The 14,596-nt window shown below is 37.4% G+C and carries 13 protein-coding genes; 11 read left to right on the top strand and 2 right to left on the bottom strand.

Going from position 1 to position 14,596, the window contains the following annotated elements:
- Nucleotides 1-14 precede the first annotated feature (14 nt).
- The 5 genes from BUB25_RS09600 (at nt 15) to BUB25_RS09580 (ending at nt 6,997) form a co-directional block, all read left to right on the top strand.
- Nucleotides 15-2,129, top strand: a complete 2,115-nt coding sequence (locus tag BUB25_RS09600) for a glycoside hydrolase family 97 protein (RefSeq protein WP_072943538.1) — start codon at nt 15-17, stop codon at nt 2,127-2,129.
- Between the two features lie 152 nt (nt 2,130-2,281).
- Nucleotides 2,282-4,162, top strand: coding sequence for a glycoside hydrolase family 13 protein (locus tag BUB25_RS09595; protein WP_072943535.1), 1,881 nt, complete (start codon nt 2,282-2,284; stop codon nt 4,160-4,162).
- Between the two features lie 79 nt (nt 4,163-4,241).
- Nucleotides 4,242-4,919: a glycerophosphodiester phosphodiesterase gene (locus BUB25_RS09590; protein WP_072943533.1), complete on the top strand. Its 678-nt coding sequence runs from the start codon at nt 4,242-4,244 to the stop codon at nt 4,917-4,919.
- Nucleotides 4,916-6,124 (top strand): BaiN/RdsA family NAD(P)/FAD-dependent oxidoreductase, encoded by a 1,209-nt coding sequence (locus BUB25_RS09585; RefSeq protein WP_072943530.1) that lies wholly within the window; start codon nt 4,916-4,918, stop codon nt 6,122-6,124. The genes BUB25_RS09590 and BUB25_RS09585 overlap by 4 nt, the downstream gene beginning before the upstream one ends.
- A gap of 132 nt (nt 6,125-6,256) precedes the next feature.
- Nucleotides 6,257-6,997 (top strand): hypothetical protein, encoded by a 741-nt coding sequence (locus BUB25_RS09580; protein ID WP_072943529.1) that lies wholly within the window; start codon nt 6,257-6,259, stop codon nt 6,995-6,997.
- Nucleotides 6,998-7,006: 9 nt separating this feature from the next.
- On the opposite strand, the gene BUB25_RS09575 is transcribed toward BUB25_RS09580, so the two are convergent.
- Entirely contained in the window at nt 7,007-7,483 is a 477-nt protein-coding gene (locus BUB25_RS09575) for a TspO/MBR family protein (protein ID WP_072943528.1), read from the bottom strand.
- 257 nt (nt 7,484-7,740) lie between these two features.
- On the opposite strand from BUB25_RS09575, the gene BUB25_RS09570 reads away from it, so the two are divergent.
- The 5 genes from BUB25_RS09570 (at nt 7,741) to BUB25_RS09550 (ending at nt 12,119) form a co-directional block, all read left to right on the top strand.
- Nucleotides 7,741-8,823 carry a diphosphomevalonate decarboxylase gene (locus BUB25_RS09570; protein ID WP_072943527.1) on the top strand — a complete coding sequence of 361 codons (1,083 nt, stop codon included), beginning with the start codon at nt 7,741-7,743 and terminating at the stop codon, nt 8,821-8,823.
- A 41-nt stretch (nt 8,824-8,864) separates the two neighbouring features.
- Entirely contained in the window at nt 8,865-9,059 is a 195-nt protein-coding gene (locus BUB25_RS09565) for a hypothetical protein (protein WP_072943526.1), read from the top strand.
- A gap of 51 nt (nt 9,060-9,110) precedes the next feature.
- Entirely contained in the window at nt 9,111-10,049 is a 939-nt protein-coding gene (locus BUB25_RS09560; protein ID WP_072943525.1) for a mevalonate kinase family protein, read from the top strand.
- 69 nt (nt 10,050-10,118) lie between these two features.
- Nucleotides 10,119-11,084 (top strand): geranylgeranylglycerol-phosphate geranylgeranyltransferase, encoded by a 966-nt coding sequence (locus BUB25_RS09555; protein ID WP_072943524.1) that lies wholly within the window; start codon nt 10,119-10,121, stop codon nt 11,082-11,084.
- Nucleotides 11,085-11,138: 54 nt separating this feature from the next.
- Nucleotides 11,139-12,119 carry a LuxE/PaaK family acyltransferase gene (locus BUB25_RS09550; RefSeq protein WP_072943523.1) on the top strand — a complete coding sequence of 327 codons (981 nt, stop codon included), beginning with the start codon at nt 11,139-11,141 and terminating at the stop codon, nt 12,117-12,119.
- Between the two features lie 59 nt (nt 12,120-12,178).
- Here the strand turns inward: BUB25_RS09550 and tyrS are convergent, their stop codons facing one another.
- Nucleotides 12,179-13,471, bottom strand: coding sequence for a tyrosine--tRNA ligase (gene tyrS, locus BUB25_RS09545; protein ID WP_072943522.1), 1,293 nt, complete (start codon nt 13,469-13,471; stop codon nt 12,179-12,181).
- 126 nt (nt 13,472-13,597) lie between these two features.
- On the opposite strand from tyrS, the gene BUB25_RS09540 reads away from it, so the two are divergent.
- Nucleotides 13,598-14,593, top strand: a complete 996-nt coding sequence (locus BUB25_RS09540; RefSeq protein ID WP_072943520.1) for an NAD-dependent epimerase/dehydratase family protein — start codon at nt 13,598-13,600, stop codon at nt 14,591-14,593.
- Nucleotides 14,594-14,596 lie beyond the last annotated feature (3 nt).

The following is a 14,596-nucleotide window of genomic DNA, read 5'->3' as shown; positions in this document are numbered from 1 at the left end:
TTAAAAACAGAAACATGAAGAATTTAATTGTAACAGCCTTCTTTTTGCTTGCATTTTGTACCCACAGCAAAGCACAACAGCTGAAATCCCCCGAAGGAAAATTTGTCATGGAATTTTCGTTGCTTAGCGATGGAACTCCAAGCTACAATCTTAAATACAAAAACAAAGAGGTTATTAAATCCAGTAAACTGGGACTGGAACTAAAGAACGATGCAAAATCATTGTTGAATGATTTCACTGTTGTTGATTCTAAAACAAGCACTTTTGACGAAAGCTGGAAACCGGTTTGGGGTGAGCAAAATCAAATTCGCAATCATTACAACGAATTAGCAGTCACTTTGAATCAAAAAGGAACAGACCGCCAAATTATCATTCGTTTCCGTCTTTTTGATGATGGTCTTGGATTCCGTTATGAGTTTCCAACACAAAAAAATCTGACTTATTTCGTGATTAAAGAAGAAAGAACGCAATTTGCGATGGCTGGTGATCATACCGCTTTCTGGATTCCGGGCGATTATGACACTCAAGAATACGATTATACCCAATCAAAATTATCTGAAATTCGTGGATTATCTGAAAAGGCCTATACTGCCAATGTTTCTCAAAAATCTTTTTCACCTACAGGAGTTCAAACTTCTTTGATGATGAAGTCAGCAGATGGGATATACATCAATTTACACGAAGCAGCTTTGATTGATTATTCTTGTATGCACCTGAATTTAGACGATAAAAACATGGTTTTCGAATCTTGGTTAACACCGGATGCCAACGGAGACAAAGGATATATGCAAGCACCAAATCATTCGCCTTGGAGAACAATTATCGTGAGTGATGATGCACGCCAGATTCTGGCTTCAAAAATGACTTTAAACTTAAACGACCCATGTAAGATTGAAGACACTTCTTGGATCAAGCCTGTAAAATACATTGGGGTTTGGTGGGAAATGATTACCGGTAAAAGTTCTTGGGCATATACTGACGAACTGCCTTCGGTACAATTAGGCACTACAGATTACACTAAAACCAAACCAAACGGTAAACACGGAGCTAATACAGCTCACGTCAAAGAATACATTGACTTTGCTTCTCAGCATGGTTTTGATGCCGTTCTAGTTGAAGGTTGGAACGAAGGTTGGGAAGATTGGTTTGGACATTCCAAAGATTATGTTTTTGATTTTGTAACCCCTTATCCGGATTTTGATGTAAAAGGTATTCAGGCTTACGCAAAATCAAAAGGAGTAAAAATGATTATGCATCATGAAACTTCTGGATCTGTGCGCAATTACGAGCGTCACATGGACAAAGCGTACCAGTTTATGAAAGACAATGGCTATGACGCCGTAAAAAGTGGTTATGTAGGTGACATTTTGCCAAGAGGTGAAAATCATTATAACCAATGGATTGTCAATCACTATCAATATGCGCTTGAAAAAGCAGCCGACTATAAAATCATGGTCAATGCGCATGAGGCGATTCGCCCTACAGGAATCAGCAGAACCTATCCAAATTTAATCGGGAATGAATCAGCAAGAGGAACGGAATATCAGGCTTTTGGAGGTTCAAAACCCAACCATGTGACTGTTTTACCTTTTACGCGTTTAATCGGTGGACCAATGGATTATACTCCGGGAATTTTTGAAATGGATATGACAAAACTAAATCCGGATAACAAATCACATGTAAACAGTACCATTGCTAATCAATTAGCATTGTACCTGACTATGTACAGTCCTTTACAAATGGCCGCCGATTTAATTGAGCACTACAATAAGTTTCCGGATGCGTTTCAATTCATCAAGGATGTTGCCATAGATTGGGATCAAAGTAATTATTTAGAAGCTGAGCCGGGAGATTACATCACCGTTGCCCGAAAAGCAAAAGGAACTAACAACTGGTTTGTGGGGAATGTAAACGGCGAAACCAGCCGTACGTCAAACATCAAATTTGATTTCTTGGAAAAAGGTAAAAAATATACCGCTACCATTTATGCAGATGCTAAGGATGCCCATTACAAAACGAATCCGCAAGCCTATACTATTCGCAAAATGACCGTGACCAACAAATCTAAATTGTCACAATTATCTGCTCCAGGCGGAGGTTATGCCATCAGCATTATCGAAAACAAATAATTTAGTAAGCCTTACACAAGAAATGTAAGTTCATTTAAACCAAAACTCCAAAAAGTTTAGTTAGATGTTCTTACATTTCTTATATGGTTTACATTCTATTGTGTTGTTTTTAAAACATTTTCAATAGAAGTCTAACATAAAAAAATAGATTTATGACTATTCAAAAACAACTTTCAAAAACAAGGACGAATCTGTTACATCAAATAATCGTACTCGTTCTGTTTTTATCTGTTTCCGCAAATGCCCAAATCCAGCGCACCGAACCTCCATTTTGGTATGCCGGGATGCACAATCCGGAACTTCAAATCATGTTTTACGGCAAAAACATCGCTCAAAATGATGTTAGCGTATCGAATAACGTTCCAATAAAAAACATTCAGAAAACTGAAAATCCAAACTATGTTTTCGTAACCATTGATACCAAAAACATTCCTGCATCTGAATTGGTTTTTTCGTTTTCGAAAAACAAAAAAGTAGCTTTCACCAAAAAATATGCTTTAAAACAAAGAAGAGAGAATTCCGCCTTACGCCGAAGTTTTGATGCTTCGGATATGATGTACTTGATCATGCCGGATCGTTTTGCCAACGGAAATCCAAAGAACGACAGCGAAAAATCGGTTACTGAAAAGGCGAATCGTCAATTGCCTAACGGCCGTCATGGCGGCGATATCGATGGCATTATCAACAATCTGGATTATCTGGAAAAACTGGGCGTTACCGCACTTTGGAGCACACCGCTTTGCGAAGACAATGATGCCGTAAATTCCTATCATGGTTATGCCCAATCTGATGTGTACAAAATTGATCCGCGTTACGGAACCAATGAGGATTATTTGCGTCTTTCGACAGAATTGAAAAAGCGAAACATGAAATTGGTCAAAGATTATGTGACCAATCACTGGGGAGCCGAACATTGGATGTATAAAGATTTACCAACCTATGACTGGGTGCATCAATTTCCTGGATATTCACAATCGAATTACAGAATGACCACGCAATTTGACAGCAATGCCTCGGCAATTGATACTAAAAATTGTATGGACGGCTGGTTTGTTCCTTCCATGCCTGATTTGAATCAATCGAATCCTTTGGTGTTGAATTATTTGATTCAAAATGCTATCTGGTGGATTGAATACGCCGATTTGGACGGATTTAGAGTCGACACCTACTCGTATAATGACAAAGTGGGCATTGCCAAATGGACCAAAGCAATCACAGATGAATATCCTTATTTTAACATCGTTGGAGAAGTTTGGATGCACGATCAGGCGCAAATGTCGTACTGGCAAAAAGACAGCCCGATCAGCGCCATTCAAAGCTATAATTCCTATTTGCCAAGCGTAATGGATTTTACGTTACACGATGCTTTTGGCAGTGTTTTCAACGAAGACAATGCTTCTTGGAACGATGGAATGATTAAGGTTTACGACAATTTCACGAATGATTTTTTATATGCTAATACAAACAATCTATTGACTTTTGCCGAAAATCACGACACCGGAAGATTCAATCAGAACTATAAAAACGATTTCAAAAAATACCAAATGGCCATGACACTATTGGCTACCGTTCGCGGAATTCCACAATTGTATTATGGCTCCGAAATCGGGATGGCAGGCGACAAAGGCAAAGGCGATGCCGACATTCGCCAAGATTTCCCCGGCGGATGGCAAGGAGACCAAAACAATGCTTTTAGCAAAGAAGGAAGAACCAAACAACAAAGTAACTATTTCGATTTTACCTCAAAACTTTTCCAATGGAGAAAAACGAATGAGGTGGTTCATTTTGGAAAAATGACACATTACCTTCCTGAAAACAATGTTTACATCTATTTTAGACATAACGACAAGCAGGCCGTGATGGTGGTCATCAACAATTCCGCTGAAGCAAAAACGATTAAAACCAATCGTTTTCAGGAGAACATCAAGGATTCGAAAACTGCGAAAGATATTTTATCCGGAAAAGCAATCGATTTAACTTCCGAAATTACTTTAGATGGAAAATCAGTTTTAGTCTTAGAATTGGAAAAATAAATTAAAAATTACCGCATCAAAACGCCTTTAGAAATGAAGGCGTTTTTTTTATGTTTACCTTTACCAAAAATAAACAGCAATGCTCAAAATAGGTCATCGTGGCGCCAAAGGATATGAACCCGAGAATAGCTTAATTGGTTTTCAAAAAGCAATTGAGCTGCATACAGATGGCATCGAGCTGGATGTACATTTGAGCGCTGACGGCGAAATCATGGTCATTCACGACGAAAGCATTGACCGAAAAACGAACGGCCAAGGACTTGTAAATAGCTTATCTTTGTCTGAGCTGAAAAGATTCCGAATAAAAAACAAACATAACATTCCCACACTGGCAGAAGTTTTTGATTTGGTAAACCGTCAATGTGTCATCAATATCGAGCTAAAAAGCTATGAAACGGCTGATAAAGTGGTGGATTTGATCGAAAAATATGTAGAACAAAAGAACTGGAAATACACTGATTTTCTGGTCTCCAGCTTTGATTGGAATGCTTTGCAGCAAGTTTCTTTTTTGAATGAAGCAATACCCCTTGGGGTACTGACAGAAACGGATTTGGATTTGGCCTTCGCTTTCGCCAAATTTATTCGGGCAAAATCCATTCATCCGCATTATCATTTATTGACAGCCGAAAACACCGCTCAATTCCAAGAAAAAGGACTGCAGGTTTTCCCTTGGACGGTCAATGAAATTGAAGATTTAAAAAAAATAAAATCATTTAACGTAAACGGAATCATCTCAGATTTTCCAGATAGAATATGAACCAGAATTTTGATATCATTATAGTGGGCGGTGGCGCTGCAGGTTTTTTTACAGCCATCAATATTGTTGAAAAAAATCCAAAACTAAAAGTGGCTATTTTAGAACGCGGTGCCGAAGTACTCCAAAAAGTGCGTATTTCAGGCGGCGGACGTTGCAATGTGACCCATGCCTGTTTTGAGCCCAACGAATTAGTGAAATTTTATCCGCGTGGTGAAAAAGAATTGCGAGGTCCTTTCCATCAATTTTGTTCCGGTGACACTATCGAATGGTTCGAAAAACACGGAGTTGAACTAAAAATTGAGGACGACGGGAGAATGTTTCCTGTTTCAAATTCCTCCCAAACCATTATTGATTGCTTCCTGAAAGCCACCCAAAAACTGGGGATTTCAGTTCTTACAGGCCAAAGCGTACAGTCGATTTTCAAGAAAGACAATTTTTGGAAAGTAGAAACTCAAAATGAAAATTATATCGTGGGGAAATTAATTCTCGCCACGGGAAGCAACCCAAAAATGTGGGAAATGCTGCAGCAGTTTGGTCATGCCGTTATTAATCCGGTTCCTTCTCTTTTTACTTTCAACATCAAAGATTCCAGAATCAAAGAATTACCCGGCGTTGCGGCACAGGTCAGCGTAAAAGTCAAAGACAGTAAATTGACCTCAACAGGACCATTGTTAATCACGCATTGGGGAATGAGCGGTCCGGCAATTTTGAAACTCTCCGCTTGGGGCGCCCGAATTTTACATGACAAAAACTATCAATTTACGATATTTATCAATTGGCTGAATGACGTAGAAACCAACGAGGCCGAAAAAATCCTCAAAGATTTAAAACAAGAACAGGCCAAAAAGGCCGTTTCTAAAAAATCCCCTTTTGATTTTCCTAACCGTTTATGGGAAAGTTTGGTTCTGGCTTCGGGCATTGAAACGGAAACCAAATGGGCCGATTTATCTAAAATTCAATTGCAAAATTTGGCTCATCAGCTAACGAATGCCACTTTTCAGGTTAATGGGAAAAGTACTTTTAAAGAAGAATTTGTAACCGCAGGCGGAATTGATTTAAAAGAAATTAACTTCAAAACTATGGAAAGCAAACTGCATCAGAATCTTTATTTTGCAGGTGAAATTGTAAATATCGATGCCATTACCGGCGGATTTAATTTTCAGAATGCCTGGACGAGTGGGTTTATTCTAGCCAACAACATTTGACAAATTACTAAACCATTGAAAACATACAAATTATAATTAAGAAAGAATTGATTTTTGATTAACATTAATTTATAAGATATTTCTCAGCTACATCAGTCCAATTTGAATATGTTTGTATCCAAATTGATGTAAATGCTTAAATATCATATCTCTGCGCTATTCGTTTTCTTAGTTGCACAAGTTGGTTTTTCACAATCCGAAAGAATAATCCGTGGCAAAGTTGTACAGGAACAATTTGCTTTAGGAAAAGTCGAAGTTGCGAATTTCAATTCAAAAGAAACAACCATTACAAACGCCGCAGGGGAATTTTCTATACTTGTAAAAAAAGGGGATGAACTGGTTTTTGTTTCGAAAAACCACATTATCAAAAAAATTGTAATGGATCAAAATACCCTTGACAAAAACAATCTCCTGATTCAATTGGTTCTTAAGCCCGAAGAACTGGAAGAAGTTTTAATTACAACAATGCCTTCCATCCAATTGGAATTAGACAGTCCGTATGAACAAGAAAAGCTATCTGAATTAGCAATTAAAAAAGCAGCCAGAGACCCAAAAATTATTGGAGTCAACAATGGAACAATTGAAAATGGAATGAATTTTATGCGAATTGGAGGCCTCCTTTTTGGCCTATTTGCCAAAGAAAAAGAGAAAGTCAGGAAAAAAATTCCCCCTATTCCATTTACATCACTGGCAAAAAGCAGCTGTGATCAAAAATTTTACACTGAAACTTTAAAGTTAAAACCGGATGAGATTGAACTCTTTCTTCAATTTTGTGATGCCGATCCCAAATCCAAAACACTTTTAGAGAGCAGCACCGTCCTGTCTATGATGGATTTTTTAATGAGCAAACATCTTGAGTTTAAAAAACTGTAAAGCAAATTCCTAACGGTTCAGCCACCAAATACTGGCATTCAACACCATTGCAAAACTAACCCAAGCCAAATAAGGCAAGATTAAATAACCCGCTATTTTATTGATTTTGGAAAAATGGATATAGGTTTCATAAATTAATAACCACAACAATACAATCTCGATTCCGGCAAGCATCGGGTTGTGTAATCCAAAAAACAAATAGGACCACAAAGCATTTAAGGCCAATTGAATTGCAAAAATAAGCAAGGCTCTTTTCACCGCTTCCTTATCGGATTCCATTCGATCCCAAACTAATGCCGCCGCAACTCCCATCATAATATACAGCATACTCCACACTGGAGCAAAAACCCAATTTGGCGGATTAAAACTCGGTTTTACCAATGTCGGGTACCAGGTTTCAATACTGGAACGAGTCACAATGCCAGAAAAATAACCAATGGCAAGACAAGTCACAACAACGATAAGTATTTTAGTAATTTTATTCATTTTGATAATTTTAAAATTTGAAATCAAACGTTTTTAAAACAGTAACAATTTAAGCTGGTCTAAGCGCAGTCACTCTAGAAAACTTAATTGATTGCATCTAAAAAGGCGCAATATTAAACTAATTTTTAAAATAGGAATACTAATACAGGATTCTTTTTCTAAGATCAAATTTAATTAAAAATTTCTACTGATTAAATTCAACTAAAGAAATAAAGCTATTCACCAAAAAAGGTATCTTTGTCAAAATTTTAAAATTCATGTTTTCAGCAAACGATTTTATACCTGCTCCTTATTCTCAAAATGTGGAACAAGGCAATTTCCAATGGAGCGCGCCCAGTAATATTGCTTTGGTAAAATATTGGGGAAAAAAAGACAATCAAATTCCGGCCAATCCATCGGTGAGTTTTACTTTGAACAATTGTAAAACGATTACCAAACTGGCTTTTGCCAAGAAAGAAAAGCAAGACATTTTTTCTTTTGATTTATTTTTTGAAGGAAAACCCAAAGAAGATTTCAAACCCAAAATCCAAAAATTCTTGGAACGAATTGAAATTTATTTGCCTTTTTTGAAAGACTATCATTTTACGATTGACACTGAAAACACCTTTCCACACAGTTCAGGAATTGCCTCTTCGGCTTCCGGAATGGCCGCTTTGGCGATGAATCTGATGAGTCTGGAGAAAGAGCTGAATCCCGAAATGACCGAAGAATACTTCTATCAAAAAGCCTCTTTCCTGGCCCGATTAGGATCTGGCAGCGCCTGCCGCAGTGTAAAAGGCGAGGTAGTCGTTTGGGGAAATCAGGCTAATATTAATGACAGTTCCGATTTGTATGGCGTGGAATTTCCTTATACCATTCACGAGAACTTCAAGAATTACCAGGATACCATTTTATTGGTTGACAAAGGCGAAAAGCAGGTTTCCAGCACTGTGGGACATGACTTGATGCATGATCATCCTTTTGCCGAAAGGCGATTTGCCCAGGCCCATGAAAATCTGGATAAGCTGATTTCCATTTTTGAAAGCGGAAATCTGGAAGAATTCATTAAAGTTGTCGAAAGCGAAGCTTTGACCTTACACGCGATGATGATGACTTCGATGCCTTATTTCATTTTAATGAAACCCAATACCTTGCAAATCATCAATGCCATTTGGAAATTCAGAAACGACACTAAAGTTCCAATTTGTTTCACGCTGGATGCCGGAGCTAATGTTCATATTTTGTATCCCGAAAACGTTAGCGAAACGGTACTACAATTTATTCAGCAAGAATTAGTTGACTTTTGTCAAAATGGGCAGTACCTTTGCGATTCGTTAGGAATTGGCGCAATGCAGTTATAATACATTTTTTTTCATACCTTTAGCTCTAAATAGCTGAAATCATGGACCTTCAATCAGAAAAACTGGAATTGATAAAAATGATACTGGAAACGAATGACAAAGTTACAATTGAAACGCTAAAAAGCATTTTACAATCGGAGAAAAAAAATTCTTTCAAAGAATTATCTTCGGAACAACAAGAGGAAATCAATCTTGTTATACAAAAAGAAAACCGAGGCGATATCGTCGATTTTTAAAATTAGTCAAAACCAAATTACCACTATTAAGTTGTTAATTTTCAAATACATATGAAAGGACCCTTATTTTACTCAAAAATATTACTCTTTGGAGAATACGGAATTATTCGCGACTCTAAAGGACTGTCTATTCCTTACAATTTTTATAACGGGGCACTAAAAAGAGATGAAAATCCTTCTGCCGAAGCCATTGCATCCAATGCCAGCTTGAACCGTTTTGCCACTTATTTAGGCCATTTACAAAGTGAACAGCCTGAATTAGTCACTTTTGATTTAGAGACATTAAAAAATGATATTGAAACTGGAATGTATTTTGATTCCAGCATCCCACAAGGCTACGGAGTAGGGAGTAGTGGCGCCTTAGTTGCTGCTATTTACGACAAATATGCCCAAGATAAAATTACGGTTCTTGAGAATTTAACCCGCGAAAAACTATTGCAACTCAAAGCGATATTTTCTCAAATGGAGAGTTTTTTTCACGGAAAAAGTTCCGGATTAGATCCTTTAAACAGCTATTTAAGTATCCCAATTTTAATCAATTCCAAAGACAATATCGAGGCTACCGGTATTCCGAATCAAAGTTTTGACGGCAAAGGAGCCGTGTTTCTATTAGATTCAGGAATTGTGGGAGAAACCGCTCCAATGGTCAATATTTTCATGGAAAACCTAAAAGACAAAGGATTCCGTGCGATGCTAAAAAACCAATTTGTAAAATACACTGACGCCTGTGTTGAGAATTTCTTGGGCGGAGATATGAAATCATTGTTTTTGAATACCAAGAAACTTTCAAAAGTAGTCTTGAACAACTTCAAACCCATGATTCCAGAGCAATTTCATGCCATCTGGCAAAAAGGGATTGACACCAATGATTACTATCTAAAGTTATGTGGATCCGGTGGTGGCGGTTACATACTTGGTTTTACCCAAGACTTAGAAAAAGCAAAAATCGCTTTGAAGGATTACAAGCTGGAAGTGGTTTATCAGTTTTAATTTAATTCAAAAAATACAATCTTATCATACCCTAAACAAAACGGAAGGGTTAAACTTTAAAATCCTATAATGTTAAGCAGACAGCACAAACTTCTCATCATGAAAATTGTCAGTTTGTTCTCTGTCGTTAGAGGGTACAACATTCCCGTTATTATTCTTGCCCAATATCTTTCGGCCATATTTATTCTTGCACCCGAAAAAAGAGCGCTTGCCGTATTATTAGATTTTCATTTGTTCCTGCTGGTTTTTGCTTCGGCAATAACAATTGCTTCCGGCTATATTATCAATAATTTTTACGACAGCAAAAAAGATTTAATCAATCGTCCTAATAAATCCATGCTGGATCGATTGGTCAGCCAGAAAACGAAACTAAACGTCTACTTTACACTAAATTTCATTGCGTCTTTGATGGCTCTGATTGTTTCTTGGCGTGCTTTTTTATTCTTTTCGGTTTATATTTTCCTGATCTGGTTCTATTCTCATAAAGTAAAAAAAATCCCTGTCGCAGGAAATCTAATGGCGGCTTTACTGGCTGTAATTCCTTTTTTTGCCATATTGTTGCATTATTATTACAAACTCACTTTTGAAGAAATTGAAAACTATAAGGATCATCTTGCCGTAATTTTTGCTCATGCCAACTTCCTGTTTCTGCTACTGCTTATACGGGAAATGATTAAAGATTTAGAAAACATAAAAGGAGATTTGGCCAATGGATACCGAACTATCCCAATTATTTTGGGCGAATTGGTTGCTAAAAAAATCATAACGGCTTTAACTTTATTGACGATAATCCCCGTCTATGTCCTGATTGACATCTATGACGTGGGCTATATGGACATTTATTTTTATTCATGCCTGATTGTCCTTATTTTCTTTCTGTTATACTTATGGAAATCCGATCGTAAAGGAGAATATCTGCTGCTTCACAACATCTTAAAGTTTCTTATTGTTGCCGGCGTTTTTTCGATTGTTCTTATCAATCCGTCTGTATTGTGGAATGGCAAAAAGATACTTTTAATCATTTCGCTTTTTTAAAAAACAGCAACAAAAGACTTCCTAAAATATTAATACCTTTACATAAAAAAATTCTTGATTACAGCCGCCGATATATTTGCCATTTCAAACCAGAAGCAATTTGAAAAAATAGCCTTAAAAGTATTTCGTTACCAATATGAAAACAATTTAGTCTATCACGAATTCTGCAATCACCTAAAAGTAGATATTCATAAGGTAAAATCATTGGTTCAAATTCCCTTTTTGCCTATTCAGTTTTTCAAAAGCCATGCTGTAGTTTCGAATACTAATGCTATCGAAGAGACTTTTACCAGCAGCGGAACCACCGGAATGATCACCAGCAAACATCTGGTAACTGATGCTTCCATCTACGAAGAAAGCTACCGAAAAGGGTTTTCTCAATTTTACGGAAACATTGAAGATTATGTTGTTTTGGCCTTGCTCCCATCCTATTTAGAACGCGAAGGTTCGTCACTGATTTATATGGTTGAAGATTTGATTCAATTATCCAATCAGCCAGAAAGCGGTTTTTATTTGCACAACCACGATGAATTAATCAAGAAACTAATCGAATTAGACCAAGCCGGACAAAACGTCATTCTTATTGGTGTTACTTATGCCTTATTGGATTTAATCGAAAAACACCCTTTTCAACTGCAACACACCATCATCATGGAAACCGGCGGAATGAAAGGCAAGCGCAAAGAAATGATTCGCGAAGAATTGCACGAACAACTTTGCCAAGGTTTTGGCGTTTCGGCTATTCATTCAGAATACGGTATGACCGAATTGCTTTCACAAGCTTATTCTCTTGGCGAAGGCGTATTTGAATGTCCTTCCTGGATGCAAATCCTCATTCGCGATACCGAAGACGCTTTAACTTACATAAAAGACGGAAAAACCGGCGGCATCAACGTGATTGATTTGGCCAATATCAATTCCTGTTCCTTTATCGCCACTCAGGATTTGGGCAAAAAAAATCCCAACAACTCTTTCGAGGTATTGGGACGTTTTGATAATTCTGATATTCGAGGTTGTAATTTGATGGTCTTGTAAAAGTTTATTTGTTTATAATCGGTTAACCGAATTTACTATTAAACAAGTTACCTAAACGGTTAAACCACTCTCACCACAAAATAATTTTTCTTTCCGCTTTGCAACAATACAAATTGATTGTTGATTAGGTCTTTGGTCGAAAGCACAAAATCTTCGGCTACTTTTTCTTTGTTAACCGAAATAGAGTTAGCTGTCAAAGCGCGTCTGGCTTCGCCATTCGACTTCATAAATCCTGTTTTTTCATTCAAAACAGCCACAATATCAAGTCCCGCTTCGATTTCGTTTCGGCTGATTTCTGCCTGAGGAACGCCGTCAAAAACATCTAAGAAAGTAGCTTCATCCAATTGTTTCAAATCATCTGAAGTAGAATTCCCAAACAAAATATTCGATGCTTTAATCGCATTTTCTAAATCTTCTGCCGAATGTACCATTACCGTAATTTCTTCGGCCAAACGTTTTTGCAACAAACGCAAATGCGGTGCTTCTCTGTGTTTTTCAGTTAAAATTTCAATTTCTTCTTTGGTTAAAAAAGTAAAAATCTTGATGTATTTCTCTGCATCAACATCCGATGTATTCAACCAATATTGGTAAAACTTATATGGAGAAGTCCTTGCAGCATCCAACCAAATATTTCCGCCTTCGGATTTTCCAAACTTGGTTCCATCCGCTTTGGTGATTAACGGACAAGTCAACGCATAGGCTTTTCCGCTGGCTATTCTGCGCACTAATTCAGTTCCAGTGGTAATATTTCCCCATTGATCGCTTCCGCCCATTTGTAACGTACAGTTTTTCTCTCTGTACAAATGCAAAAAATCATATCCTTGAACCAGTTGGTAGGTAAACTCTGTGAATGACATTCCTTCGGCAGCTTCAGAAGACAAACGTTTCTTTACCGAATCTTTGGCCATCATATAGTTTACGGTAATGTGTTTCCCCACATCACGAATGAAATCCAAAAAGGAAAAGTTTTTCATCCAGTCGTAATTATTCACTAATTCGGCCGCATTTGGCGCATCCGAAGTAAAGTCCAGGAAACGGGATAATTGTCCTTTTATCGCTTCCTGATTGTGGCGCAAAGTCGCTTCGTCCAATAAATTTCTTTCATTTGATTTTCCTGACGGATCACCAATCATTCCTGTAGCACCGCCCACTAAGGCCAATGGTTTGTGTCCAGATAGCTGAAAATGCTTCAATAACATCACTCCAACCAAATGTCCTATATGCAATGAATCGGCAGTTGGGTCAATTCCCACATACGCCACACGCATTTGTTCCATCAAATGTTCTTCTGTGCCTGGCATAACATCGTGGAGCATTCCTCTCCAAGTCACTTCTTCAATAAAATTCTTCATCTTTTAATCAATTTACTTTCGTCAGTTCAGCCATTAAGGCTTCGTGTGCGCAAAGATAAAATTTATTGTGGATTCAGTTATTTGTTTATTGGCTTATTCGAAAAAAAATATTCGTATTTTCGTAGCATGATTTTAGTTACAGGAGGAACAGGTTTAGTCGGTGCGCATTTATTGCTTCATTTAATTGAAAATGGAGATAAAGTACGCGCTATTTATCGCAATACAGCAAGTGTCGAAAAGACTAAAAACCTATTTGATTTATACAAAAAGCTTGATTTATTTAAAGCTATCGAATGGATGCAGGCAGATATTACGGATATCCCCGCCTTAGAACACGCTTTTGAGGGAATTGATCATGTCTATCATTGTGCGGCCCTCATTTCATTTGATCCCAAAAAAGAGAATTTAGTTCGAAAAATCAACATTGAAGGAACCGCAAACATCGTTAATTTTTGCCTTGCTTATGATATTAAAAAATTGTGTTACATCAGTTCGATAGCGGCTCTGGGCGATCTAGCAGCACATGAAACGATTATTACCGAAGAAACCGAATGGAATCCGGAGAAACCACACAGTGATTATGCCATTTCTAAATATGGTGCCGAAATGGAAATTTGGCGCGGCCAACAAGAAGGATTAAAAGTTCTAATTGTAAATCCGGGCGTTATCCTTGGCCCTGGTTTTCAAGAACAAGGAAGCGGTTTGCTTTTTAAGAAAGTAGCCCAAGGCTTATCATTTTATACTCTTGGAACTACCGGATTTATCGCAGTGCGTGATGTGGTGAGCATTAGCTATCAATTGATGAGCAGCGCTATTTGCAACGAAAGATTCACTTTGATTGCCGAAAACCTGATTTTCAGAGATGTTCTAAACAGCATTGCCGATGCCCTGAACGTAAAAAAACCGAAACTTCATGCAACACCTTTTTTGATGGAAATGGTTTGGCGACTGGATTGGATTTCAGCTACTTTTTTCATGCAAAAAAGACAATTTACAAAAGCCACAGCAAAAGCTTCCTATTCTAAAAATGACTATTCAAACCTGAAAATTAAAGATCTCCTGAATATTGAATTTACTCCTATTGATTCCTACATCAAAGAAATCACAAGATTGAAAGCCTAGCAA

This window comes from Flavobacterium granuli, assembly GCF_900129705.1.
In the GTDB taxonomy this organism is placed as follows: Bacteria; Bacteroidota; Bacteroidia; order Flavobacteriales; family Flavobacteriaceae; genus Flavobacterium; species Flavobacterium granuli.
The sequence above is the reverse complement of the archived record's forward strand: the minus strand, read 5'-3'. Positions and strand labels throughout refer to the sequence as shown.